The organism is Nocardia alni (genome assembly GCF_019038435.1).
GTDB lineage: Bacteria > Actinomycetota > Actinomycetes > Mycobacteriales > Mycobacteriaceae > Nocardia > Nocardia alni.
Genome location: NZ_JAGPOX010000055.1, coordinates 1 through 25,367, shown reverse-complemented (window position 1 = coordinate 25,367; position 25,367 = coordinate 1). Strand labels below are relative to the sequence as shown.

At 68.0% G+C, this 25,367-nt stretch carries 25 protein-coding genes; 10 read left to right on the top strand and 15 right to left on the bottom strand.

The genetic code is table 11. From position 1 onward, the window contains the following. Positions 1 to 101: 101 nt before the first annotated feature. Entirely contained in the window at positions 102 to 1,325 is a 1,224-nt protein-coding gene (locus JZ791_RS21465) for an alpha-hydroxy acid oxidase (RefSeq protein WP_216896963.1), read from the bottom strand. 58 nt (positions 1,326 to 1,383) lie between these two features. Continuing rightward, on the bottom strand, positions 1,384 to 2,154 hold the full coding sequence (locus tag JZ791_RS21460) for an SDR family NAD(P)-dependent oxidoreductase (RefSeq protein WP_254206058.1): 771 nt from the start codon (positions 2,152 to 2,154) through the stop codon (positions 1,384 to 1,386). Positions 2,155 to 2,313: 159 nt separating this feature from the next. Between JZ791_RS21460 and JZ791_RS21455 the strand changes: the two genes are divergently transcribed. From JZ791_RS21455 to JZ791_RS21430, 6 genes are all read left to right on the top strand, one after another. Then, complete coding sequence (locus tag JZ791_RS21455) at positions 2,314 to 3,666, top strand: L-fuconate dehydratase (RefSeq protein ID WP_216896962.1); 1,353 nt, start codon at positions 2,314 to 2,316, stop codon at positions 3,664 to 3,666. Continuing rightward, a complete protein-coding gene (locus JZ791_RS21450) occupies positions 3,663 to 4,751 on the top strand; it encodes a sugar ABC transporter substrate-binding protein (RefSeq protein WP_216896961.1) in 1,089 nt (362 codons plus the stop codon). Before JZ791_RS21455 ends, JZ791_RS21450 begins: the two co-directional genes overlap by 4 nt. 14 nt (positions 4,752 to 4,765) lie before the next feature. Next, positions 4,766 to 6,280 carry a sugar ABC transporter ATP-binding protein gene (locus JZ791_RS21445; protein ID WP_308163023.1) on the top strand — a complete coding sequence of 505 codons (1,515 nt, stop codon included), beginning with the start codon at positions 4,766 to 4,768 and terminating at the stop codon, positions 6,278 to 6,280. Position 6,281: 1 nt separating this feature from the next. Beyond that, complete coding sequence (locus tag JZ791_RS21440; RefSeq protein WP_216896960.1) at positions 6,282 to 7,307, top strand: ABC transporter permease; 1,026 nt, start codon at positions 6,282 to 6,284, stop codon at positions 7,305 to 7,307. A gap of 5 nt (positions 7,308 to 7,312) precedes the next feature. Then, on the top strand, positions 7,313 to 7,639 hold the full coding sequence (locus JZ791_RS21435; protein WP_216896959.1) for an L-rhamnose mutarotase: 327 nt from the start codon (positions 7,313 to 7,315) through the stop codon (positions 7,637 to 7,639). 98 nt (positions 7,640 to 7,737) lie between these two features. Then, positions 7,738 to 8,658 (top strand): aldo/keto reductase, encoded by a 921-nt coding sequence (locus tag JZ791_RS21430; protein ID WP_308163022.1) that lies wholly within the window; start codon positions 7,738 to 7,740, stop codon positions 8,656 to 8,658. A gap of 17 nt (positions 8,659 to 8,675) precedes the next feature. On the opposite strand, the gene JZ791_RS21425 is transcribed toward JZ791_RS21430, so the two are convergent. Then, positions 8,676 to 9,344 carry a FadR/GntR family transcriptional regulator gene (locus JZ791_RS21425; RefSeq protein ID WP_216896957.1) on the bottom strand — a complete coding sequence of 223 codons (669 nt, stop codon included), beginning with the start codon at positions 9,342 to 9,344 and terminating at the stop codon, positions 8,676 to 8,678. A 40-nt stretch (positions 9,345 to 9,384) separates the two neighbouring features. On the opposite strand from JZ791_RS21425, the gene JZ791_RS21420 reads away from it, so the two are divergent. Next, positions 9,385 to 10,230, top strand: a complete 846-nt coding sequence (locus JZ791_RS21420; RefSeq protein WP_216896956.1) for an amidohydrolase family protein — start codon at positions 9,385 to 9,387, stop codon at positions 10,228 to 10,230. A gap of 6 nt (positions 10,231 to 10,236) precedes the next feature. On the opposite strand, the gene JZ791_RS21415 is transcribed toward JZ791_RS21420, so the two are convergent. Together JZ791_RS21415 and JZ791_RS21410 are read right to left on the bottom strand one after the other, a co-directional pair. Further along, positions 10,237 to 10,431, bottom strand: a complete 195-nt coding sequence (locus tag JZ791_RS21415) for a hypothetical protein (protein WP_216896955.1) — start codon at positions 10,429 to 10,431, stop codon at positions 10,237 to 10,239. Positions 10,432 to 10,524: 93 nt separating this feature from the next. Further along, positions 10,525 to 11,454: a ketopantoate reductase family protein gene (locus tag JZ791_RS21410; RefSeq protein WP_308163021.1), complete on the bottom strand. Its 930-nt coding sequence runs from the start codon at positions 11,452 to 11,454 to the stop codon at positions 10,525 to 10,527. A 257-nt stretch (positions 11,455 to 11,711) separates the two neighbouring features. Between JZ791_RS21410 and JZ791_RS21405 the strand changes: the two genes are divergently transcribed. Continuing rightward, the gene (locus tag JZ791_RS21405; protein WP_216896954.1) at positions 11,712 to 13,019 is read left to right on the top strand and encodes an MFS transporter; all 1,308 of its coding nucleotides are present in this window, start codon (positions 11,712 to 11,714) and stop codon (positions 13,017 to 13,019) included. Between the two features lie 7 nt (positions 13,020 to 13,026). Here the strand turns inward: JZ791_RS21405 and JZ791_RS21400 are convergent, their stop codons facing one another. The 6 genes from JZ791_RS21400 to argC are packed head-to-tail and all read right to left on the bottom strand — an operon-like array spanning position 13,027 to position 18,862. Continuing rightward, positions 13,027 to 13,542, bottom strand: a complete 516-nt coding sequence (locus tag JZ791_RS21400; RefSeq protein ID WP_216896953.1) for an arginine repressor — start codon at positions 13,540 to 13,542, stop codon at positions 13,027 to 13,029. Next, the gene (gene argF / locus JZ791_RS21395) at positions 13,539 to 14,465 is read right to left on the bottom strand and encodes an ornithine carbamoyltransferase (RefSeq protein ID WP_216896952.1); all 927 of its coding nucleotides are present in this window, start codon (positions 14,463 to 14,465) and stop codon (positions 13,539 to 13,541) included. The genes JZ791_RS21400 and argF overlap by 4 nt, the downstream gene beginning before the upstream one ends. After that, entirely contained in the window at positions 14,462 to 15,658 is a 1,197-nt protein-coding gene (locus JZ791_RS21390; RefSeq protein WP_216896951.1) for an acetylornithine transaminase, read from the bottom strand. The genes argF and JZ791_RS21390 overlap by 4 nt, the downstream gene beginning before the upstream one ends. Continuing rightward, complete coding sequence (gene argB / locus JZ791_RS21385) at positions 15,655 to 16,569, bottom strand: acetylglutamate kinase (RefSeq protein WP_216896950.1); 915 nt, start codon at positions 16,567 to 16,569, stop codon at positions 15,655 to 15,657. Before argB ends, JZ791_RS21390 begins: the two co-directional genes overlap by 4 nt. Next, a complete protein-coding gene (gene argJ / locus JZ791_RS21380) occupies positions 16,566 to 17,813 on the bottom strand; it encodes a bifunctional glutamate N-acetyltransferase/amino-acid acetyltransferase ArgJ (protein WP_438804551.1) in 1,248 nt (415 codons plus the stop codon). The genes argB and argJ overlap by 4 nt, the downstream gene beginning before the upstream one ends. After that, positions 17,768 to 18,862, bottom strand: a complete 1,095-nt coding sequence (argC, locus tag JZ791_RS21375; protein WP_216896948.1) for an N-acetyl-gamma-glutamyl-phosphate reductase — start codon at positions 18,860 to 18,862, stop codon at positions 17,768 to 17,770. Before argC ends, argJ begins: the two co-directional genes overlap by 46 nt. Before the next feature lie 92 nt (positions 18,863 to 18,954). Here argC and JZ791_RS21370 point away from each other — a divergent pair, with 92 nt between their 5' ends. Continuing rightward, on the top strand, positions 18,955 to 19,437 hold the full coding sequence (locus JZ791_RS21370; RefSeq protein WP_216896947.1) for a MarR family winged helix-turn-helix transcriptional regulator: 483 nt from the start codon (positions 18,955 to 18,957) through the stop codon (positions 19,435 to 19,437). A 46-nt stretch (positions 19,438 to 19,483) separates the two neighbouring features. Continuing rightward, positions 19,484 to 20,833: an FAD-dependent oxidoreductase gene (locus tag JZ791_RS21365; protein WP_216896990.1), complete on the top strand. Its 1,350-nt coding sequence runs from the start codon at positions 19,484 to 19,486 to the stop codon at positions 20,831 to 20,833. Positions 20,834 to 20,897: 64 nt separating this feature from the next. On the opposite strand, the gene JZ791_RS21360 is transcribed toward JZ791_RS21365, so the two are convergent. The 4 genes from JZ791_RS21360 to JZ791_RS21345 all read right to left on the bottom strand — a co-directional run. Then, positions 20,898 to 22,346: a GntP family permease gene (locus JZ791_RS21360; RefSeq protein WP_216896946.1), complete on the bottom strand. Its 1,449-nt coding sequence runs from the start codon at positions 22,344 to 22,346 to the stop codon at positions 20,898 to 20,900. A 13-nt stretch (positions 22,347 to 22,359) separates the two neighbouring features. Next, positions 22,360 to 22,968: a bifunctional 4-hydroxy-2-oxoglutarate aldolase/2-dehydro-3-deoxy-phosphogluconate aldolase gene (locus JZ791_RS21355; protein ID WP_216896989.1), complete on the bottom strand. Its 609-nt coding sequence runs from the start codon at positions 22,966 to 22,968 to the stop codon at positions 22,360 to 22,362. An 8-nt stretch (positions 22,969 to 22,976) separates the two neighbouring features. Next, entirely contained in the window at positions 22,977 to 24,617 is a 1,641-nt protein-coding gene (locus tag JZ791_RS21350) for an N-acyl-D-amino-acid deacylase family protein (protein WP_216896945.1), read from the bottom strand. A 24-nt stretch (positions 24,618 to 24,641) separates the two neighbouring features. Continuing rightward, the coding region (locus JZ791_RS21345) for a type III PLP-dependent enzyme domain-containing protein (protein WP_498049404.1) at positions 24,642 to 25,367 on the bottom strand (726 nt) is incomplete at its 5' end.

The following is a 25,367-nucleotide window of genomic DNA, read 5'->3' as shown; positions in this document are numbered from 1 at the left end:
ACTCGGATCAACCAAAAGCCGCAGCCTATCCGGGGAATCTCTATACCGTCGAATAGGTTTCGCAGCAGTGGGAACGTGCGTTACCGCTTGTCCGGCGGGAACTATCGACGCCCCTCCAGCAAGCGGACGTGGTCCGGCTCCAGTTCCTCGATCGACCTCACGCCCAGCAGTTTCATCGTCCGGATGACCTGCGAGCGCAGGATGTCGATGGCGCGGTCCACTCCGGCCTCGCCGCCTGCCATCAGGCCGTACAGATAGGCCCGGCCGACCAGGGTGAATCTTGCGCCCAACGCCAAGGCGGCGACGATGTCCGCGCCGTGGGTGATACCGGTGTCGAGGTGGATCTCGAGGTCGTCGCCGACCTCGCGTACTACCTCGGGCAGTAGATGCAGCGGAACCGGCGCCCGATCCAATTGGCGCCCACCGTGATTCGACAGGACGATGCCGTCCACTCCCGCGTCGGCCAAGCGCTTGGCGTCGGCGACGGTCTGCACGCCTTTCGCCAGGACCTTGCCGGGCCAGGATTCCCGGATCCAGGTCAGGTCGTCGAAACCGACGGTGGGATCGAACATCACGTCGAGCAGGTCGGCGACCGTACCGGACCAGCGGTCCAGGGAGGCGAAGGACAGCGGTTCGGTGGTCAGGAAGTCCCACCACCACCAGGGGCGGCGCAGGGCGTCCACGGCGCCGCCGAGGGTGATCGAGGGCGGAATGGTCATACCGTTGCGGGCATCGCGCAGACGGTTGCCGGCGACCGGGACGTCGACTGTCACCACGAGGGTGTCGAAGTCGGCCTTCGCGGCACGCTCGACCAGGGCCATCGAGCGGTCCCGGTCCTTCCACATGTACAGCTGGAACCAGTTGCGCGCATCCGGACCCGTTGCGGCAGCGACATCTTCGATCGCCGTGGTGCCCATGGTGGAGAGCGTGAACGGGATTCCGGCACGCTCGGCGGCATGCGCGCCCGCGATCTCCCCGGCGGTGTGCATCATGCGGGTGAAGCCGGTGGGCGCGATGCCGAAGGGCAGCCGGGACTGTTTGCCGAGAACCGTTGTGGCGGCGTTCGTTTCCGCGACATTGCGCAGGATCGCGGGACGGAATTCGATATCCGCGAATGCCTCGCGCGCCCGCCGCAGGCTGATCTCCGCGTCGGCCGCGCCGTCGGTATAGTCGAAGGCCACCTTGGGCGTGCGCTTGCGGGCCAGCTCGCGCAGATCCCAGATGGTCTGGGCGCGCTTCAGCCTGGCGTCACGACCGCCGAAGGGTTGCTCGAACTTCATCAGCGGTGCCAGATCATGCCATTTCGGAACGCGGCGCTCACTCATGCGGATACGTCCTATCTGCTGCGTCGAAGCTGATTCATCGGATGATATCCGGGGCCGTTCAGGATTCCGCGGGTCGCAGACGCAGCGAATGCATCCCGCCGTCGACCTCGAGCATGGTGCCCGCGGTCGACGCTGCCGCGGGGCTCGCCAGATACAGCACTGCCGCGGCGACCTCGGTGGCGGTGACCAGGCGCCCGTGTGGCTGACGGGCATTGAGCGCGGCGAGTTCGGCGGCCGGATCGGGCGCGGAGGCGAGCAGTCGCTGCACCCATGGCGTGTCCGCGGTGCCCGGATTGACGCAGTTCACCCGGATGCCCTCACGCAGATGGTCCGCGGCCATCGCCCGGGTCAGGGCCAGTATCGCGCCCTTGCTGGCACTGTAGGCGGCACGGGCGGGTAGGCCCGTGGTGGCCGCGATCGAGCAGGTGTTGACGATCGCGGCGGCGGGCGAGCGCCGCAGATGCGGCAGCGACGCGCGCGAAACACGCACGGCTCCCATAACATTCACATCGAACACGCGTCGCCACTCATCGTCGGGGTTGTCCTCGACGGTGCCCTGCGCACCGATCCCGGCGTTGTTCACCACGATGTCCAGCCGGCCGAATTCGGTCACGACCGCCTCGATCGCCGCCCGCACCGAATCGTCGTCGCACACATCGCACGTCAGCGCCAGACCCTCGGACCCCGGGTTCAGGTCCAGCACCGCCACCCGCGCACCCGCGACGAGAAATGCTGCGGCGACGGCCTTTCCGATCCCGGAACCGCCGCCGGTGACCACCGCCACCAGCCCCTCGAGCTGTCCCTGCACCATATCGACCCCATCACTCATCCGATGTTTATCGCTGGCGAAGATAGCACCGACCGGTCACCTTTGCGCGATATTCGCCGCCTACCGGCCGAAATCCGCAATTTTTCGATCAGGCCTTGCATGGTAAGACATCGGATGTATAGTCGTGAGCCAGATCACTGTTGAAGCAAGGATCGCGCTATGTCACACCTCACGGCGCTGGAGACGCTCGACGTCCGGTTCCCGACGTCGGAGCAGCTGGACGGCTCCGACGCGATGAATCCGGATCCGGATTATTCGGCCGCCTACGCGATCCTGCGCACCGACGCGCCGGACGGGCTCACGGGCCACGGCTTCGCCTTCACCATCGGCCGCGGCAACGACGTGCAGCGTGTGGCCATCGAGGCGCTGACCCATCTGGTCGTCGACCGCAACCTCGACGAGATCCTCGGCGATCTGGGCGGATTCGCGCGCGACCTGACCGCGGACTCCCAATTGCGTTGGCTGGGACCGGAAAAGGGGGTCATGCACATGGCCATCGGCGCGGTGGTCAACGCGGCCTGGGATCTGGCCGCCAAGCGAGCGGGAAAGCCGGTCTGGCAACTCGTTTCGGAGATGTCGCCGGAGCAGATCGTCGCGCTGGTCGACTTCCGCTATCTCACCGACGCGCTCACCCCCGATGACGCCCTGGAGATCCTGCACCGCGCCGCGCCCGGACGCGCCGAGCGCACCGCCGAACTGCTCGCCACCGGTTATCCGGCCTACACCACCTCCCCCGGCTGGCTCGGTTACTCCGACGCCAAGCTGACGCGCCTGGCCCGGCAGGCCGTCGCCGACGGATTCCGCACCATCAAGATCAAGGTCGGCCGCGACGTCGAGGAGGACGTGCGCCGGGTGACGATCGCCCGCGCGGCCATCGGCCCGGATATCGGCCTGGCGGTGGACGCCAATCAGCGCTGGGATGTGACCGAGGCGGCCCAGTGGATCACCCGCCTCGCGCCCGCCCGGCTGTCCTGGGTGGAGGAGCCCACCAGCCCCGACGACATCCTGGGCCACGCCGCGATCCGCAAGGCCGTTGCGGGCGTTCGTATCTCGACCGGTGAGCACGGGCAGAACCGGATCCTGTTCAAACAACTGCTCCAGGCGGACGCGGTCGATGTGCTGCAGATCGACGCGGCTCGGGTCGGCGGGGTCAACGAGAATCTGGCGATCCTGTTGCTGGCGGCCAAATTCGGCGTCCCGGTGATCCCGCACGCGGGCGGGGTCGGGCTGTGCGAGCTGGTGCAACATCTGGCGATGATCGACTACGTCGCCATCTCGGGCGTCATGGACGGGCGCGCCATCGAATACGTCGATCACCTGCACGAACACTTCCGCGACCCGGTCCGGATCAGCGGCGGGCGCTATCGGGCCCCGCGCACACCGGGTTTCAGCGCCGAGATGCTGCCCGCCTCGCTCGCGGAGTACTCCTACCCCTTCGGCACGGCATGGCACGGCCACGTCGACTCACAACCAGCAGCCCAAGTTTCGGCAAAGGAGCACGAAAACTCATGAACACCAGGATCATCGGCGCGGCGTTGGCGGCCGTGCTGCTCGTCGCCGCGGCCGCGGGCTGCTCACGCCAATCCACCGGCAGCGGCGGCAGTTCGGCGGTCAACGTCGGCAACGGCGCGACCAACGGTGTACTCGTCGGCGCCGATCAGCCCCGCGAGGATTCCGACTTCTGGAGCGCCTATGCCGGGTATATGGGTCCCAAGGCCGCCGCAGCGGGTGTGACATTGGCGAACACCTCCTCGGACAACGACTCCAACCGCCTGAAATCCAATGTGGACACCCTGCTGGCGAAGAACGTCAAGGCGCTGATCATCGCGCCGCAGGACACCGCCGCGGTCAAGCCCGCCCTGGCCGCCGCGGCGGCCAAGAACGTCCCGGTGGTCAGCGTCGACACCCGTCCCGACGCGGGCGGGGCGTATATGGTCGTGCGCGCGGACAACCGGGCGTACGGCACCAAGTCGTGCGAGTATCTAGGCCAAACCCTGCACGGCACAGGTAAAGTCGCGGAGTTCGAGGGCGATCTGGCCTCCATCAACGGCCGTGACCGGACCGAGGCCTTCGCCGACTGCATGAAGTCGAAATACCCGGGCATCAAGGTGATCGCGATCCCCACCGACTGGGAGGCCGACAAGTCCGCCTCCGGACTGCAGGACAAGTTGCTCACCGACCCCGACATCAACGGGATCTACATGCAGGCCAGCATCTTCCTGCAATCCACACTGGCCCTGCTGCAGCGGGAGAACAAACTCGTCAAAACCGGTCAGCCGGGCCACATCACGATCGTGTCCAACGACGGGGTCAAGTCGGAGTTCAACGCCATCGACAACGGCCAGATCGACGCGACGATCTCCCAGCCCGCGGATCTGTACGCGCAGTACGCGATCTATTACGCCAAGGCCGCGACCGAGGGCAAGAAGTTCGCACCCGGCCCCACCGACCACAATTCGACGATCATCGACACCGGCGTGAACGGCCAGCTGGAAGATCAGCTGCCCGCTCCGGTCGTCACCCACACCGGCGGCAAGGTCGGCGATCTCGACACCCTGGCCACCACGGACCCGAGCCTGTGGGCCAACGGGCACTGACGGACAGGTCGGACGTGACGCAAACTCCGGTGGATTCGAACGGCCCGCCGATCGCGGAGGCGATCGGCGTCACCAAACGTTTCGGCCGCACCATCGCCCTGGACGGGGTCGGCCTCGCGGTGACCGCCGGGCGCACGCACGCGCTGGTCGGCCGCAATGGCGCGGGAAAATCCACGCTGGTCTCGATCCTGACCGGTCTGACCGCACCGGACGAGGGCCGGGTGCGATTCCAGGGGCAGCCCGCGCCCGCGCCGGGCGACCGCGACGCGTGGCGTTCGCGGGTGGCGTGCGTGTACCAGCACTCGACGATCATCCCGGACCTGTCGGTGGCGGAGAACCTGTTCATCAACCGGCAGGGTCAGGGCGGGCGAATAATCCACTGGCGCAACGTCAAATCCCGCGCCCGGGAACTCCTGGAGACCTGGTCGGTGCCCGTGGACGTGAACACGCCGGCCCGGGAGCTGTCGGTGGAGAACCGGCAGTTGGTGGAGATCGCGCGGTCGCTGTCGCACGGCACCCGGTTCATCATCCTGGACGAACCGACCGCGCAGTTGGACGGCGCGGCGATCAAACGCCTGTTCACCCGGATTCGTGATCTGCAGGATCAGGGGGTGACATTCCTGTTCATCTCGCATCACCTCGACGAGACCTACGAGATCTGCTCGGATGTCACGGTTTTCCGCGATGCCCGGCACGTGGTCACCGCCCCGGTCGCCGCGCTGGACAAGCGGGATCTGATCGCCGCCATGACCGGCGAATCGACCGAACTGACCGAGATCGTGCCCCGTGAGAGCCACGACGCCACCGCCGAACCCGCGCTGCGCCTGGAAAAGCTCACCCGCACCGGGGAATTCACCGGCGTCGACCTTCAGGTCCGGCCCGGGGAGATGGTCGGGCTGGCCGGAGGGGGCAGCAGCGGCCGGGTCGAGGTGGCCGAGACGATCGTCGGACTGCGGCGCGCGAACGCCGGATCTGTCATCGTCTCCGGAGTTCCCCTGCGCCGCGGCGGGGTTCGCGCGTCCCTGGACGCCGGGGTCGGTTTCGTGCCCCGGGACCGGCACGATGAGGGGCTGGTCCCGGGCATGAGCGTGGCCGACAACGCCACGCTCACCGTCCCGCGCCGATTGGGCCGGCTGGGACTGATGTCCCGCCGCACCCGAGACAGATTGGTACGCGGCGCGATCGGGAATCTGGACATCAAGACCGACGGCCCGGCACAGGGTGTGGCCGAACTGTCCGGCGGCAATCAGCAGAAGGTGGTGTTCGCCCGGGCCCTGGCCACCGATCCCGCGGTGCTGGTGCTCATCACCCCCACGGCGGGCGTCGACGTGCGCTCCAAGCAGACCCTGCTCGCGGTGGTGCGCGACGCGGCCGACCGTGGCACCGCGATTCTGGTGGTCTCCGACGAACTCGACGACCTGCGCGACTGCGACCGGGTATCGGTGATGGTGCAGGGCGAGGTCCGCGCGGAATACGAAAAGGGTTGGGACGACCGGGAACTGGTCGCGGCCATGGAAGGATTGACATAGCATGACGCAGACAGCGACCGGATCACAGGCCCCCGCAGGGCCCGCGGTCCCCCGGGCGCGCGGTGCGGTGCGCTGGGCCGCGCTGCGCGATTTCCTGTTGGTGCCGCCGATCGTGCTGGTGCTGATCGTCGGATACTTCATCAACACGAGCTTCATCTCCGGCGCCAATATGAGCAATGTGCTCACCACCATGAGCGGCATCGCCCTGCTCGTGCTGGCCGAGGTGCTCGTGCTGGTTGTCGGGTACATGGATCTGTCGCTGGAGTCGACCTTCGGGCTGGCGCCGGGCGTCGCGATCTGGGTCACCATGGGCACCGCCAAGGTCGGGGCGTTCACCTGGGCCGCGCCGTGGATGACGATTCCGATCGCGCTGGTGGTCGGGCTCGTGGTCGGCGTGGTGAACGGCCTGTTGATCGTGCGGTTCGGGCTCAACGGGTTCATCGTCACCCTCGCGATGCAGATCGCGCTGCGCGGCCTGCTGACCTTCCTCACCGGCGGCTTCACACTCACCAGAATTCCGAATTCGGTTCTGTGGATGGGGAATTCGCGCGTCGCCGGAGTTCCGGTGAACATCGTGATCTGTCTGGTCCTGTTCGTCATCGGCTATCTCGTGCTGAACTACACCACCCCCGGCCGCGCGCTCTACGCGGTCGGCGGCAACCAGGCCGCCGCGCGCGCCGCGGGTATCCGCACCGACCGGGTGGTGATCGCGGTCCTGGTCATCGCCGGTGTGCTCGCGGCGATCGGCGGGCTGATCTACTCCGGCCAGTTCGCCAGTGTGCAGGTCGCGCAGGGCGACGGGATGATCTTCAACGTGTTCGCGGCCTGCGTGATCGGCGGGGTCTCACTCAACGGCGGGCGCGGATCGGTCCTAGGCGCGTTCTTCGGCATCCTGATTCTCACGCTGATCGAGAAGTTGCTGTCCTATGGCGGAGTCAGCGCCGACTCGCTGAAGTTCATCAACGGCGCGCTGATCCTGGTCGCGCTGGTCATCACCCGCATCGCCAGCGGCCGGCGGCAGGAGTGAGCGGTATGCGAATCGCGTTGCACACCAGGCTGAAACCGGGTTCGCAGGAGGAGTACGAGGCCGCTCACCGAGAAGTGCCCGCCGAATTGGCGGCCGCCATCCGCGCGGCGGGCGCCACCGACTGGACCATCTGGCGCAGCGGGCTGGACCTGTTCCACGTCATCGACTGCGACTCCTATGATCTGCTGCTGGCGAGGTTGGCCGATCTGCCGGTGAACATCGCCTGGCAGGCCCGGATGGGCGGATACCTCGATGTGCCGCACGACTATTCGGACGGCGAGGCCGGGCTGCCGGTCGTCTGGGAGCTCGAGCCCGACCAGTCCGCCGAATGATCCCCGCACACGATACGACGAATGGCGGGCCGCCCGAATGTCGCACCCGGTCGGCCGAGCCGACCGAACCTGGCATTCGGCGGGCGCGGCCGCGCGCTGTGGACAGCGTGGTGGTGCTGGGCGGCGCGGGATACGCGGGGTTGTATCGCGCGGTGAACGACGACGCGGCCACCGAGGCGCTGGCCACGGCTTGGGACAACGGGATTCGCGCCTTCGATACCGCGCCCCACTATGGCGGCGGGCTCAGCGAGGAACGCCTCGGCCGGTTCCTGCGCACGCGCGGCCGCGCCGAGTTCACCGTGTCGACCAAGGTCGGGCGGCTGCTCTATGACGACCCGGACGCACAAGAAGGCGCGGAGGGTTTCTACGGGGCGCCGAAACGCTCACGTCGCCGGGACTATTCGGCCGCAGGCGTGCGACGCTCGGTGGAGGAGTCGCTGGCCCGGCTCAGCTTGGACCGAGTGGATCAACTGCTGGTCCATGATCCGGAAGACCACATGGCGCAGGCCCTGTCCGAGGCGCTCCCCGAGCTCGCGCGAATGCGGGACGAAGGGCTCACCACCGGAATCGGGCTGGGCGTCAACCATGTCGAGGTGGCCCTGCGATTCGTCCGCGAGGCCCCGATCGACCATGTCCTCATCGCGGGCCGGTATTCACTGCTGGACCGCCGCGCCGAGGCCGAACTCCTGCCCGAATGCGCACGGCGCGGTGTCCGGGTACTGGTTGCCGGAGTGCTCAACAGCGGCGTGCTCGCGGATCCGATGCGGCAGGGCACCTTCGACTATGTCGCGGCCGAACCGCGGGTGATCGACCGCGCTCGGGCGATGGAGAAGATATGTGCCGCATACGATGTGCCGCTGCGGGCCGCGGCGATGCAATTCCCGCTGCGACATCCGGCAGTCGACGCTGTTGTGCTCGGATCGGGCACCCGCGCCGAGATTCTGGACAGCCTCGCGATGCTCGATGTCACCGTGCCGGAGGGACTCTGGGCGGACCTCGAGTCAGGGGCGCTGTGGTAGGCAGCGCCCCCGCACGCTCATCCCGCAGCCCGTTCCAGCCACTCCATCACGCCGGCGACATGTGCCAGTGCCCGAGCGTGCGCGAGCCGCGGATCGCGCGCGGCGATGGCGTCGCAGATGCCGCGATGTTCGGCGACCGTGCGCTCGAACGCGCCCTCCTCGGTGATGCCCCGCCAGATCCGCGCGCGCGTGGTCGGCATGGACAGCGAATCCAGCAGGGAGGCAAGTACTTTATTGCCCGAGGCGGCGGCGATCGCGGCGTGGAAGTTCAGATCCAGGGCTACCAGATCCGTCACCGAGGCGCCCTCGGGCTGGACCAGGGTGCGCAGGTGAGTCACCTCCGCCTCGCTCATCCGTTGGGCCGCAAGGGCAGTCGCCTCCGACTCGAGGACGCGCCTTACGCCCAGGATTTCCAGCACCGAATCGTCCTGGTGGAATTCGAGCAGGAAGCTCATCGCGTCCAGCAGCGAATTCGGTTCCAGACTGGACACGTATGTGCCGTCGCCCTGGCGCACGTCCAGAATCCGCACCAACGACAGCGCCCGGACCGCCTCGCGCAGCGAGTTGCGCGACACACCGAGCTCGGCGGCCAGATCGGCCTCGCGGGGCAGCCGGGAGCCCGGGCGCAGATCGCCGGAGACGATCATCGCCTTGATCTTCGCAATCGCGTCGTCCGTGACCGACAATCCGCACCTTCACCTTCGAGGACGTGAACCTATGCCTCCGATGACTGTAGACGCCCACGTTCATATTTGGGACATTCAAGGTGGAAAATACCATGTCGAGTACGACTGGCTGACAGAAACATCGGATGTTTTATATCGAAGCTACACCCTCGCCGACCTCGCACCGCATCTGGGTGAACACGGCGTCGGCGCGCTGATACTGGTACAGGCGTCGGATTCGATCGCCGAGAGCTACGCGCTACTGGACGCCGCCGCGGCGGCGCCGTGCCCGGCCACGGTGGTCGGATGGCTGCCGCTGCACGAACCGGACCGCGCCGCCGACCAACTCGCGCGGCTGCGCCGGCCCGCGTTCGTCGGGGTGCGGCATATGATCCACCGCGATCCCGATCCGGCGTGGCTGCTGCGCCCGGAGGTCTCCGAGGGACTGGCGCTGCTGGCCGAAGCGGGGTTGAGCTTCGACGCGGTCGCCGAGACCACCGAACTGCTGGCACAGGTCCCGGTGATCGCGGCCGAACATCCCACGCTCACTGTGATTCTCGACCATCTGGGCAAGCCGCCGGTCGCCGCCGGGGACTGGCAGCCGTGGGCGGATCTGCTCGGCGCGGCCGCGCAGGCGCCCAATGTGGTGGCCAAGATCTCGGGCCTGGCAACGGTTTCCGCGCCCGGCTTCACCGCCGCCCACTGGCAGCGATACGTCGATCACGCGCTGGCGGTGTTCGGGCCCGATCGCGTGATGGTCGGTGGGGACTGGCCGTTCACGCTCACCGCCGCGTCGTATCGCGAGGTCTGGCAGGCAACCCTCGGCACCCTGGCGGGCCTGTCACCCGCGGACCGCGCCCAGGTTCTCTCGGGCACCGCATCGCGGGTCTACAAGTTGCCAGGATGACGAGCGTCAGCGGGAACGGGACCGCCTGGCGGCCGCGACGATCCCCAGGATCCCGACGACGATCAGCACGATGCCCAGATATGTCCACTGCGAGTGGCCGGTCATCGGCGAACCGTGGACGCTGCCGGTGCCCTGACCGATCCACAGCGCCCCGACCAGGCATAGCACTACGCCCACCACCCCGATGATCAACCGTCGCATGAGTCCTCCTCGTATCGGGTCAGCACGTCAAGTATTACTCGCCTCGGGCGTATACCGGCGGATACGATTTCCATGCGTATTCGGTTCATCGGCCTAGGCTTGGCGTGCGAGGGTCTCCGACGGCAACTGGGTGGCGTAGATGACCTCGTGAATCGGCGTCGCCACCCCCGAGGCCCGGCCGAACCGGACCACCGCACCGCTCTGGTAATGCAGTTCCGAGGGGCGGCCGGCGGCCAGATCGCGCTGCATCGAGGAGGTCGTCTCCGCGCTGAAATTCTCGTAGACCCCCATCATGCGGTCCACATCGTCGTCGTCCAGCGCGATTCCTCGCGCGCGGGCCACGTCGCGCACCTCGGCCATCGCCGCGCGCACCAGCGCCGCGGTCTCCGGTTCGGCCGAGGTGACCCCGACCGGTTGGTGGGCCAGCGCACCGATGCCGCCGTAGGAGGAGATCAGCATCAGCTTGCGCCACAGGGTGGCCTCGATATCGGCCGACCGGGTCACCGCGATGCCAGAAGGCGTCAGCGCCTCGGCGACCGCCTCGACTCGGGCGTCCGAATCAGGAACCAGCGCACCGATTTCCACCGACGCGTGCGCACCGAGACAGCGCACCGCCCACGGCCCGATGCGCTCCGCGATCACCACACAGGAACAGCCCAGCACGCGCTCCGAACCCAGTACCGCCGCCAGGTCCGCGGAGGCCTCCACACCGTTCTGCAGCGGCAGGACCGTGGTCTGCGGCCCGACAACGGCTTTCAGCGCGACCGCCGCCTCGCCGACCTGCCATGCCTTCACCGCGACGATCACCAGATCCGGAAACGGCTCGCGCGGATCGAATTCGGCGATGGCCCGCACATCGGGCACCGAACTCTCTTCCCCCGCACGGGACATCAGCAGCGGCCCCTCCTGCGCCGCGCGCACGGTCTGCTCGCGCCCGAACACCGTCACCCGATGTCCGGCCCGCGCCAGCATCCCCGCGAAATACAGTCCGATTCCACCCGCCCCGAATACCGTAATGCGCACGAGTCAGGGCCTCCAGATCTTCGATGACCGCATTTGATAAATGCGTACGCATACGCTATCGCCACCCCACCGGCCATATCAATGGGTACGCACGGTAACGGAATTCACTCGGTGAGGTCCCGCGCGGCACTCGGCGACGCTCCGAGCAGGACAGTGGTGAAATGCGACATCCCGGGCGACGGGTCAGTAGTGTGTTAGCGATCACAACGCCGTGGGCACCTCCGCGGCGAGCTGCACGTTTCGAATCGAGTTGTACTGTGACGATCGATGACGACCCCGCGCCGGCCACCGCCGGCCCCGCCCCGCGCCTGACCTCGATACAGCGCAGAGCCTTCTGGGGCTCGTTCGGCGGCTGGGCCATGGACGGATTCAACTGGACCGTCTTCGCGCTGGTGCTGGCGCCGACGATGACGGCGCTGCTGCCGCGCGTGGGTATCGTGCCGAACGCGACCAATATCGGCTGGTACGGGCAGATCAGCGCCGCGCTGTTCCTGCTGGGCTGGGGCTGTTCGGCGATCTGGGGCCCGCTGGCCGACCGGTTCGGCCGCATGCCCATGATGACCGCGTCCATCGCGATGTACGGCGTGTTCACCGCCTTGGCGGGCGCGGCCACGAACCTCTGGGAGTGGAACGCATTCCGGTTCATCGCCGCGATCGGCATCGGCGGCGAATGGGCGATGGCCGGAACGCTGTTGTCCGAGGTGATGCCCGAGCGCGCGCGGGCGCGGTTCGGCGGCGCCATGCATTCGGCCGCGTACGTCGGGGTGCTCATCGTCTCCGCGCTGTATCTGGTGGCCGGACCGCAGCTGGGCTGGCGCGGGATGTTCTTCGTCGGCGGCATTCCCGCCTTGGCGGTGTTCATCATTCGCCGCACCACACCCGAACCCGAACGCTGGAAGCAGGATTCGGCCGAGCAGGAGCAGAAGTCGGTGTGGCAGCCCATCGTCGGCGTGCTCACCCCGCCCTATCGCGCCCGTACCCTGGGCAACCTGACGCTGCTGGTGGTCTGCGTGATCGGGCTGTGGGCCGGATCCACCTATGTGCCCACCGCGATCACCGATCTGGCGCATCACGCCCACTACGGCGCGACGGCTACCGTACGCCTGGCCGGCATCTCCTCGATGACGGTGGCCGCGTTCACGATCCTCGGCTGCTTCCTGGTTCCGGCGCTGGCCGACCGGTTCGGCCGCCGCGCCACCCTCGCCGGGCTGTTCGTGCTGATGGCGATCGGCGCGGTCGGGGTGTACGGCATTGCGTATCCGGCGAATTCGATCGGGCTGACGTTCGTGTTCCTGCCGATCCTCGGGCTCGGCGGCGCGAACTTCGCGGTGTTCACCGTCTGGCTGCCCGAGCAGTATCCGACCCGCATGCGGGCCACGGCGTTCGCGTTCACCACGACGTTCTCCCGCTGGTTCGCCGCTGCCGGAACGTTTCTCATCGGCTACGGCATCCACGCCAGCGGGTCGCTGGCAATCCCGTTGAGCGCCACCGCCGTCATCTTCATTCTGGGCATAGGCCTGGTCGGTCTGGCGCCCGAGACGCGGGGGCAGGTCCTGCCGGACTGAGCCGGGCTCAGGCCAGATGTTCGATCATGGCGGCGAGTTCGGCTCCGGTGAGTGGTTCGCGGGCGATGACGGCGATGGTGTCGTCGCCGGCGATGGTGCCGACGATCTCGGGCAGCGAGGAGCGATCCAGGGCGCTGGCCAGGAAGTGCGCGGCGCCGGGTGGCGTGCGCAGGACCGCGATGTTGCCGCTGTGGTCGGTCGAAACCAAGAGGTCGCCGAGGAGTTTCGACAGCCGGTCGGTGCCGCCGGTGACGCCGCGGACCGGACTGCCGTCCTCCGGGACGATGTACACCCCGGCGCCGCCGTCGGCGGCGCGCAGCTTCACCGCACCCAGCTCGTCCAGATCCCGCGACAGCGTCGCCTGGGTGGTCTCGATACCCTCCGCGGCGAGCAGGGCCGCGAGTTCGGTCTGGCTGCGCACCGAATGCGAGGACAGCATCTCCACGATGCGCTGCTGACGGCCCGCCCGGGTGCGGGCCGTCGCCGCGCCGGACCGGGCCACCTCGCCGTTCGGCTTGCTCATCGCTTGTCCAGTAACCACACCAGCAGCGCCTTCTGCGCGTGCAGGCGGTTCTCCGCCTCGTCCCACACCCCGCTGTGCGGGCCGTCCAGCACCTCGTCGGTGATCTCCTCCCCGCGATGCGCCGGAAGGCAGTGCAGCACCACCGCATCGGGATCGGCGTGGGACAGCAGCTCGGCGTTCAGCTGATACGGCCGGAACGGGCCCACCCGGTCGAGACCGTCGTTCTCCTGGCCCATCGAGGTCCAGGCGTCGGTGGCCAGCGCGTCGGCCCCGGTCGCGGCGGCGACGGGATCATTGCCGACCGTGATGCTCGCACCGGTCTCGGCGGCGCGCTTGCGGGCGGCCTCCAGTACCCATTCCACGGGCTCGAATCCCGGTGGGGCGGCGATGCTCACGTTCAGTCCGGCCGTCGCACCGCCGAGCATCAGCGAATGCGCCATATTGTTGGCGCCGTCGCCGAAATAGGCCAGAGTCCGTCCGCGCAGGTCGCCCTTGCGTTCGGTGAGAGTCTGCAGATCGGCCAGCACCTGGCAGGGGTGGAATTCGTTGGACAGCGCATTGACCACCGGTACCGTTGCCGCCGAGGCCATCTCGTCGAGGCGGGCCTGTTCGAAGGTGCGCCACACGACCGCCTCCACATAGCGGGACAGCACGCGGCCGGTGTCCGCGAGGGTCTCCTCACGGCCCAATTGCGTTGTGCGCCCGTCCACCACGACCGCATGCCCGCCCATCTGGGCGATGGCCATCTCGAAGGAGAATCGGGTCCGGGTGGAGTTCTTCTCGAAGATCACCCCGATACCGCGCGGCCCCTCGAGCGGCTGCCGCGCGAACGGGTCGCGCTTGAGTTCGGCCGCGAGAGCGAGCACCTCGGACTGTTCGGCCGGGGTCAGGTCATCGTCGCGCAGGAAGTGCCGGATCGTCACGAGGTCTCCTCGATGGTTGTCGTGGCGGTGTCGAGAATGCCGGGCAGATCGCCGAGGAACGCCCGGGCCTGATCATCGGACAGGATCAACGGCGGCGCCAGGCGGATCACGTCGGGCTTGGCCGGGTTCACCAGATAGCCCGCGGCCCGGGCGCTTTCCTCGACCTGCTTGGCCACCTCGCGGTTCAGCTGGATGCCGATCAGCAGGCCGGCGCCGCGCACGTGATCGACCAGCGGATGCCCGATCTCGGCGATGCCGTCCGCGAGCGTCTTGCCGACCGATTCCACATGGTGCAGCAGATCGTCCTTATCGATCGTGCGCAGAACCGCCAGCGCCGCGGCCGCGCAGACCGGGTTGCCGCCGAAGGTCGTGCCGTGCAGGCCCGGGGTGAGCAGATCGGCCGCGCGGCCCTGAGCGAGCACCGCGCCGATGGGCAGGCCGCCGCCCAGGCCCTTGGCCAGGGTGATCACGTCGGGCACCAGCCCGGCAGCCTGATGGGCGTAGAAGTGGCCGGTGCGGCCGATACCGGTCTGCACCTCGTCCAGGATCAGCAGCGCACCGAACTCGGCGGTGATCGCGCGGGCGCGGGCCAGATAGTCCTGCGGCGGCACGACAACACCGCTCTCGCCCATCATCGGTTCCAGGAAGACCGCTGCGGTATCCGAATCGACCACGGCGGCAAGGGCATCCGCGTCACCGTAGGGCACGTGCACGACACCGGCGGGCATGGGTTCGAACGGTGCGCGCTTGGACGGCTGGCCGGTCAGCGCGAGCGAACCCATGGTGCGACCGTGGAACGCCTCCTCGCAGGCGATGATCTTCGGCCGCCCGGTCAGTCGCGCGATCTTGAAGGCCGCCTCGTTTGCCTCGGTGCCGGAATTGCAGAAGAACGCCCGGCCCGCGCCGTCGCCGAAATGCGCCAGCAGGCGCTCGGCCAGTTCGATGACCGGCTCGCTGGCATACAGATTCGACACGTGCCCGAGCGTGCTCAGCTGCGCGGTGACCGCCTCGATGATCGCGGGATGCGCGTGCCCGAGGCTGTTCACCGCTATGCCGCCGAGGAAGTCGACATAACGTTTACCGTCGGCGTCGAAAACCTCTGCGCCCGAACCGCGCACGAGCGCGACCGCGGGCGTGCCGTAGTTGTTCATCAGCGAGGCGGACCACCGTTGCTGAAAGTCCTGAGTACTCATGCGTTCTCCGTCTCATCGGACGGGGAAGGTGACACCATCGTGCCGATCCCCTCCCCGGTGAACAGTTCCAGCAGCACCGAATGCGGCACCCGGCCGTCGATGACGTGCGCGGTCGGCACGCCGCCCTGCACCGCGCGCAGGCAGGCCTCCATCTTGGGCACCATGCCGGAATCCAGGCTGGGCAGCAGCTTCGCGAGAGCATCGGTATCGATGCGACTGGTCAGCGACGACCGATCGGGCCAGTTCGTGTACAGGCCTTCGACATCGGTGAGTACGACCAGTTTCTCCGCGCCGACGGCCACCGCCAGCGCGGCCGCGGCGGTGTCGGCGTTGACGTTGTGCACCACGCCGTCGGCATCGGGCGCCAGCGTCGAGACCACCGGAATGCGGCCCGCGTGAACGATATCCAGCACCGCCTCCGGATTCACCGAGGTAACGTCGCCGACCAGGCCGATATCGGTTGTCCGGCCGTCTATTTCGAGGGTGCGGCGAGTCGCGGTGAACAGGCGCGCATCCTCACCGGAGATACCGACGCCGTACGGGCCGTGCTTGTTGATCAGCCCGACCAACTCGCGGCCCACCTGACCGAACAGCACCATCCGCGCGACCTCGAGGACCTCGGGGGTGGTCACCCGCAGCCCGCCCTTGAATTCGCCTTGCAGGCCGAGCCTTTTCAGCATCGCACTGATCTGCGGCCCGCCGCCGTGTACCACGATCGGGTGCACGCCCACCGTGCGCAGGAACACCATATCGGCGGCGAAGGCCTGCTTGAGTTCGCCGTCGATCATGGCGTTGCCGCCGTACTTCACCACGACGATGCGGTCGCGGAACTTCTGCAGCCACGGCAGCGCGTCGGCGAGCACATGCGCCTTGTCCAGCGCCGTCAGGCCGGCCAGCGAAGCGGAGGTCATGAGCTGTACGCCGAATTCTCTTCCACGTACCCGTGCGACAGGTCCGTGGTGCGGATGGTGGCCTCACCGTCGCCAAGGCCGAGATCGACCGTGACGTGAATATCCGCGCCGGACAGATCGACATCGCGCGCGCCCGGCGCGCCCATGCCATCGATGCAGACCGGACTTCCGTTGAAGGATACCGAGATACGGTTCGGATCCAGCTCGATCGGCGCGATGCCGATCGCGGCCAGCACGCGGCCCCAGTTCGGATCCGAGCCGAAGAACGCTGTCTTGACCAAAGAGTCGCGCGCCACCGCGCGGGCGCCGGTCAGCGCCTGCTCCTCGCTGACCGCGCCCCGCACGGTCACCAGGACCCGCTTGGTCACACCCTCGGCGTCGGCCATCAACTGGGCGGCCAGATCGTCGCAGACGGCCAGCACCGCGGCATCGAGGTCGTCCTGCGACGGCGTGACCTCGCTGGCACCGTTGGCCAGCAGCAGCACCGTGTCGTTGGTGGAGCAGGATCCGTCGACGTCCAGGCGGTCGAAGGTGCGCGCGGTGGCCTTGCGCAGCGCGGCATCGAGTTGTTCGGGGGTGGCCACGGCGTCGGTGGTCAGCACCACCAGCATCGTCGCCAGGGAGGGCGCCAGCATGCCCGCGCCCTTGGCCATCCCGCCGACGTTCCACTTGTCGTGGTGGTGAAACGCCGCCTCCTTCGGGACCGTGTCGGTGGTCATGATGGCGTGCGCGGCGTCGGTCCCGCCGGACAGGCCCCCGGCCATCTCGTGCACGATCTCCGCGACCCCGGCCAGTACCTTGTCCATCGGCAGCCGGTCGCCGATCAAACCGGTCGAGCAGACCGCGATCTCACCCGCGCCGGTCTCGGTTCCCCAGTTGCTCAACGCCTTCGCCAGCTCTTCGGCGGTGGTGTGGGTGTCCTGGAATCCGCCCGGACCCGTACAGGCGTTCGCGCCGCCGGAGTTCAGGATGACCGCGCGCAGATGTGCGCCGGTGAGCACCTGCTGCGACCACAGCACCGGCGCGGCCTTGACCTTGTTGCGGGTGAAGACTCCGGCCGCTGCGGTGTCCGGGCCCTCGTTGACCACCAGGGCCAGATCCGGCTTGCCGCTGTTCTTGATTCCGGCGGCGATGCCCGCGGCGCGGAAGCCCAGCGGTGCGGTGACGCCCTGCGTGCGGACCAGTTTGTCGGTGGATGTCACGGTGCCACTCCTACGGTGGAAAGTCCTGCGGTTTCGTCGAATCCGAGCGCCAGGTTCATCGATTGCACGGCAGCGCCGCCGGTGCCCTTGGTGAGGTTGTCGATCGCGCCGATCACCACCAGCAGTCCGGCGTCGGCGTCGACGGTGACCTGGAGGGTGACGGCGTTGGAGCCCAGGACCGAACCGGTCTGCGGCAGTTGCCCTTGCGGCAGCAGATGAACGAACGGCTCATCGGCGTAGGCCTTCTCGTACACCGCCCGGGCCTGCGCGGCGTCGACCTCGGTGGACGCGGTGCAGGTGGCCAGGATGCCGCGCGCCATGGGCGCGAGCACCGGGGTGAAGGAGACCGCGATATCGGCTCCGGCACAGTCGAACTCACGCCCCGCGGCGGCGCTGGCGGCCGCCGCCCTCAGATTCTGCGCGATCTCGGGCGTATGCCGGTGTGCCCCCGCGATGTTGTAGGCGCGCGCCGACCCCATCACCTCCGAACCCAGCAATCCCACATCGAGTTTGCGCCCGGCGCCCGAGGTTCCACTGACCGCGACCACGTTCACGCTGGGCTCGACGATCCCCGCCGCGACCGCCGGGGCCAGCGCCAGGCTCGCCACCGTCGGATAGCAGCCCGGCACCGCGATCCGCCGCGCACCGCGCAGTCTGTCCCGCCCGCCCGGAAGCTCCGGCAGTCCATAGGGCCAGCTGCCCGCGTGCGGGGTCTTGTAGTATTTCTCCCACAACTTGGCATCGGTGAGCCGGAAGTCCGCGCCGCAGTCGATGATCACCGTGGAGTCGGGCAGCGCGTTCGCGATGGCCCCGGACTGCCCGTGCGGCAGCCCCAGGAACACCACGTCGTGCCCGGCCAGGATCTCGGGAGTGGTCTCGGTCAGCACCCGGTCGGCCAGCGGCAGAAGGTGCGGCTGCAACTCCCCCAGCGCGGTCCCGGCGTTGGACGCCCCGGTCACCGCCCCGATCTCGAGGCGCCCGGCTCGGTACTCGGGATGCCCCAGCAGCAGCCGCAGGATCTCACCGCCCGCGTAACCGCTCGCACCAGCCACCGCGACCCGCCGTAAGGGCCCACTCGAGGTATCCGCCATGTGATGATTATGCATGAGACTGCAATCTCATGCAGAGCCAGGGCCGCATCGAAATACTTGTTTCACGCGAACAACTACTTTATCGTTGTTTCATGGAAGCAAATAAGGACCAGATCGCGGCGTTGGTTCGCACCGTCTCCCGCTTCGCCGAGGCCAACCGCCAGGGGCAGGCGCGGGAATTCGATCCGGTCCGGCTCGGCGTCCTGCAACAGGCCGCCGAGCATGGTCCGCTCCGCGCGGGCGAGGTGGCCGAACGGCTGGACGCGCTCCCCTCCTCGATCACCCGGCATGTCCGGGTGCTGGCCGACGCCGGCCTGGTGCTCACCGAGCCGGATCCGGCCGACCGCCGGGCCGTACTGGTCACCGCCACCGAGACCGGGCGGGCAGAACTCGCGCAGTTCCTCCAGGTCGGCGAACAGGTCTTCGGCGCCGTGATCGCCGACTGGACGGCGAACGAGGTGGTGGCCCTGACCGAGTTGCTTACCAAATTGACCGACGCCTGGGAACGGCACGGCCTGGAACAGCAACGGGCCGCCCGGCGTCGTCACCGGCCCTTCGGCTGGAGCCAGATTTGAAACCCCTGTCCACATGGGTAATTGAACAGATCGGAAGTGTATTCTGATGTCCCCCAACAACTCTCTGCACGTTATTGTCGCCGGTGGCGGTATCGGCGGCCTCGCCCTGGCGCACGGCCTGCGCAAGGCGGGGGTGAGCGTCGCGGTCTACGAGCGAGACCGGCACCGCACCGACCGGCTGCAGGGCTTCCGCATCCATATCAGCCCGCGCGGCAGCCGGGCGCTGTACGAGCTGCTGCCCGAGCACCTGTACCGCGCATTCGTGGCGAGCGCCGGGGAGAATGATCCCGACTCCGGATTCGGCTTTGCCACAGAACATTTCGAGATGCTCCTGGATCTCGATATGACGACCATCGAGGGCAGGCCGACCGGGGACGTGGACCGGAACTTCGGCATCAGCCGCATTACGCTGCGCCAGATCCTGCTGTCGGATCTGGACGATATCGTGCACTACGACAAGGCCATCACCGGCTACCGCCACCTGCCCGGCGGCCGGGTAGAGGCCGAATTCGCGGACGGCACCACGGCTGTCGGAGATGTGCTGGTCGGGGCGGACGGCGCGACCTCACGGGTGCGCGCCCAGCTGCTTCCGCACGCCGAACGGGTGGACACCGGAATCGTCAGCATCGCGGGCAAATACATGCTCACCCCTGGAGGCGAGGCACGACTCGCACCACGCCTGCAAGCCTCGCCCATCGCGGTCATGCCGGCGCGGAGGGGCGGAATGTTCGCCGCCCCACACATATTCTCCCGGCCCGATCCCGCGTCGGGCGGAATCGGCGGCAACGACGGCGTCGCCGAACTGCATCCGGGCGCGCTGTTCGACAACACCGAACCCTACGTGTTCTGGAGCTATTCGGCCCGGCGCGGCGACTATCCGGTCGATCGCGAGCTGGAATCGTTGCGACCCAGCGAACTTCGCGACCTCGTGGACCGCCTCACCACCGGCTGGTCACCGGAACTGCGCGAGCTGATCACAGGAGGTGACCCGGAAACCGTGACCCTGCTGCCGATCCGCACCTCCATCCCGGTCGATCCCTGGCCGACCACAGTCGTCACCCTGCTCGGCGACGCCATCCACAGCATGACCCCGTTCCGGGGCATCGGCGCGAACGTCGCCCTGCGCGACGCCCACGAACTGCGCGACCGACTGATCTCCGTCGCACACGGCGAGCAGGAACTGCTCCCCGCCCTGCACGACTACGAGACCGAGATGCTCACCTACGGCTTCGCCGCGGTACGCGCCTCGATGAAAGCGGCCGAGCAGGCGGTCTCCCACAGCCGCCTCACCCGATCCCTCGGCCGCACGATCTTTCGTCTCGCCGAGGCATGTCCCCCGCTGAAGCGCAAGATGTTCGGCGGCCTGGGCACCGAGCCCACACCGGCGAACGCATAGGGCGTCCAACGGGTATTCCGGGGCCGACCGCACCAAGGTCCTGCGCCCCGGCCCGGGTCGGTGATCAGCTGACGATCTCGAACAGGATCGCGGCTACCGCGAAACTCACTACCGACAGCACGGTTTCCAGCACGCTCCAGGTCTGCAGGGTTTGTTTGACCGATAGGTTGAAGAATTTCGAGACCATCCAGAAGCCGCCGTCGTTGACGTGGCTCAGGATGATCGAGCCGGCGCTGACGGCCATGGCTATCAGCGCCAGCGACATCTGCGAATAGCCGTGTCCTTCCACCAGGGGACCGACGATTCCGGCGGTGGCGACGATCGCGACGGTGGCCGAGCCCTGGGCGATGCGCAGTCCGCAGCTGATCACGTAGGCGAGCACGATCACCGGCATACCCGCCTCGGACATGCTGTGCGCCAGGACCTTTCCGATGCCGGTTGCCGAGATGACCGCGCCGAAGAACGCACCCGCGCCGATCACCAACAGCAGCATGCCCACCGGGCGCAGGGAGGACGCGGTCAGCTCACCGAGTTCCTGCACGGTCGAGCCGCGCCGCAGTCCCAGCACATAGAACGCGACCAGCACCGCGATCAGCAGCGCCACCGCCGGGTTGCCCAGGAAGGTGAGCACCTCGAGCAGTGTGGATTTCGCCTTCAACAGCTGGCTGCCGAATGTGGCGCCGAGGATCAGTATCAGTGGGATGGCGATGATCCCGCCGACCACTCCCAGCGACGGGGCCTTCTTCTCCGGCGCGGGCTCCTGCGTCTCGGACGTGCCCTCTTCCGAATTCTCCTGCGTTTCGGTGCGTTCGGGTTCGGCGGCCAGGAACTCCTGCGGCACATCCACGATGACCCGCTTGCCGATGAACGAACCCCAGACGATGCCCGCCGCGATGAACCCCGGCAGACCGCACACCAGGCCCATCAGGATCAGCCAGCCCAAGCTCACGCCCATCAGTCCGCCGATCGCCACCGGCCCCGGGTGCGGGGGCAGAAATGCATGGGTCATGGACAGACCCGCGACCATCGGCATCGCATACAGGACCAGCGATCCGCCACCGCGCTTGGCGGCCACATAGATCAGCGGGGCGAGCACGAAGATGCCGATATCGAAGAACACCGGAATACCGAAGATCAAACCGACCAGACCCATGGCGACCGGAGCGCCCCTACGCCCGAACAGCTTCTGCAACCTCGCGGCCAGCACATCCGCGCCGCCCGAGCGCTCCAGGATCGCGCCGAGCACCGTACCGAGGCCGATGATCACCGAGATGTGGCCCAGAATGCCGCCGAATCCGGTCTCCAGCACCGAATCCGAGGATTTCAACGGTGTGCCGACGAGTTTGGACACCGGTAGTCCGGCCGCCAGCGCCAAGACCAGGGAGGTCAGCAGCAGCGCGATGAACGGCTCCAGCTTGAACCGGATGATCGCGAACAGCAGTATCGCGATCGCGAGGCCACACAGTATCAGCAGGCCCGGGGTGGTAGTGCGGAGCCAGTCGACGACAGACATCGTTGTCCCTATCTCACTTCATGGATCTGACGAAAGACGCCGCACGCGAGGCGATCTCGGACCACCGTCCCGCGGCGACAGCCGCGGGTGCGACGACGTCGGTGCCGGCGGTGACCGCCGCCGCGCCGTGCGCGAGGAATTCAGCGGCGTTGCCGGCGTTCACGCCGCCGGAGGGGATGAGCGCGGCGTCCGGAAAGGGGCCGTGCAGATCCTTCAGGTAACCGGGACCCAGGGCACGGGCGGGAAAGATCTTCACCGCCGCCGCGCCCATATCCAGGGCGTCCATCACCTCGCTCGGAGTGAAAGCGCCCATCACGACAGGGATGTCGTGCCGGCCGGCGGCGCGCGCCACGGCCGGGCGCAGTCCGGGCGTGACGAGGAATCGCGCCCCCGCATCGATGGCCGCCTCGGCCTGCTCCCCGGTCAGCACGGTCCCCGCGCCGACGACGGCACGCGCCGAGGCCGCCGCGGATCTCAACGCCTCCAGCACATCCGGGGTGGTGAATGTCAGTTCCACGGCCCGGATTCCCGCACCGGCCAAGGCATCGACCAGGGCCAGCGGATCGGGGATATGTGGTGCGCGCACGACGGTGAGCACGCGGTCACCATGAATCACGTCCATCGCGGTGGTCAACGGACACCCTTCTGTTCATGGGAGACGGCAGACACGCCTCCGGACACCGGATCCCGGCGTAGTGCCCGCCCGGCCAGCACACCCGTCGGGGCGCCGGTATCAATGGCGAACACGCCGTTGACCAACACGTGCACGATCCCTTGCGCCTGCTGTTTGGGGTGCTCGAAGGTCGCTGTGTCACAGACTGTTTCGGGATCGAAGAGCACCAGGTCCGCAGCGTGACCGGTACGGATCAGGCCGCGATCACGCAGACCCAGCCGCTGCGCGGGACGCCCGGTCAGGTGATGCACGCAGTCCTCCAGCCCGAGTACGCCCAGCTCCCGCGTGTAGCGGCCCAGATAGCGCGGAAAGGTGCCCCAGGCCCGGGGATGCGGCCGTTCACCCACCAGCAGCCCGTCGCTGCCGCCCATATGGCGCGAGTGCCGCATGATGGCCCGCACATTCTCCTCGTGCCCGACATGCTGCAGGATTGTGGTCGCGAGCTCGTCACGCCGCAACAGATCGAAGAAAACCTCCACCGGCGCAACGCCTTCCCTCTCGCCGATCTCGGCGATGGTGCACCCGGTGTAGCTGCTCAGCTCGGCGTTGGCGACGCCGGCGATCTGGATGGTCTCCCAGTCGATCGTGACCCCGTGGCAGCCGTCCGAGCCGTGCACCGTCACGTCGGCGGTGATCCGCTCCCGCTCGGCCGGATCGTCCAGGCGCGCCAGCACCGCGTCCGGCCCACCGGAATACGCCCAACTCGGCAGCATCGCCGCCAGGGTGGTGGATCCGGGCAGATACGGGTAGGTATCGAGGCTGATGTCACAGCCCTGCGCCAGCGCCGCGTCGATCATGGCGAGCAGTTCCGGTGCGCGCCCGCGGTTCTCGGCGAAGTTCATGGTGGCATGGGTCAGATGCACTGCGCAGCCGGTGCTGCGGGCCAAGCCGATCATCTCGGCGTAGGCGTCCAGGGCGCCCGCGCCGTAGGAGCGGGTGTGCGGCGCGTAGAAGCCGCCCGCCGCGGCGACCACCTCGCACAATGTCGCCAATTCCCCTGTAGCCGCGTACATTCCGGGCGTATAGGTCAATCCGCTGGACATACCGACCGCCCCCTCGGCCAGGCCCTGCGCGAGCAGCGCGCACATGCGGTCGATCTCGGCCCGGGTTGCCGCACGCCGCTCGGACCCGACGACGAGCAGCCGCAACGTGCCCTGCGGTACCAGATACGCCGCGTTGGGCGTGATTCCGGCGTCGAGACGGTCCAGGTACTCCCCGACGGTGCGCCAGGAGAAGTCCAGATCCACGGGATTGCCGTTCCATCCGGCGATCTGGCGGCGCAGGACCGCCAGAGCGGCCTCGTCCACGGGCGCATAGGACAGCCCGTCCTGGCCGATCACCTCGGTGGTGACGCCCTGGCTGATCTTCGGGAAATGCCCGGGCTCGGTGAGCAGGTGCAGATCCGAATGCGCGTGCATATCGATGAAACCCGGTGCCAGCACGAGGTTCTCACCCTCGATGACTCGACCGCCGCCGGGTAGGGTACCCGATCCGCCGATCGCGGTGATCACTCCGTCCGTCACCGTGACATCGCCGCGGAATCGGTTCCTACCGGTCCCATCGACGACGTCGATATCGCGAATCAGTAGGTCACTCACTGTCTTTCGCCGCCCAGCCGCAGATCAGAAGAACGTGTGCACGAGGTCGACGACCCGCGGCCGCTGCGCCTCGGCGTCGTCGATCACCGGGATCAGGCGCCACTTGTCGAAGGCCGTGCACGGATGCGACAGACCCAGGCGCACCACGTCACCCACGGATATCTCGCCGCCCTCCGGTAGACGCAGAAAGGCGTGCTGATCGTTGAGCTTCGGCACATGCGCACCGACCGGGGTCGGCCCGCCCGAAACTCGTTGCGGCACCGGCAGCCCCTCGTCGTAGGGAAAATCCCGCTTTCCGGCGTCCAGCAGCGCGAGCTCCGGTTCCGGGTGGGACACCGTGCGTGCCCAGCCGTGCATGGCCGAGCGCAGCGCCCGCCCGGCGCGCGGGGCGGCCAGCGGGGAGATGCCGGAATAGAAGCCGTCGTCGTGCACGAGATAAGCGCCCGACCGCAGCATCACCGTGGCATCGGTCTCGTCGGCCAAGCCTGCCAGGCGCTCGATCACCAGATCCGGATACGCGCTGCCACCAGCGGTGACGATCGCCGGGCGCGGAGAGGAGTCGGCGAGTTCGCGGTGCAGGCGAGCCAGCTCGTCCAGATAGCCGCGCACGGCCGCGACACCCTCGGGACTGCGGTCGTGCGCCAGAGCGCCCTCGTAGCCGCCGACCCCTGCCAGCTCCAGACGCGCCGAACGACGCACCGCCGCAGCCACATCCAGGGCCTCGCGCACGCCGCGCGCACCGGTCCGCCC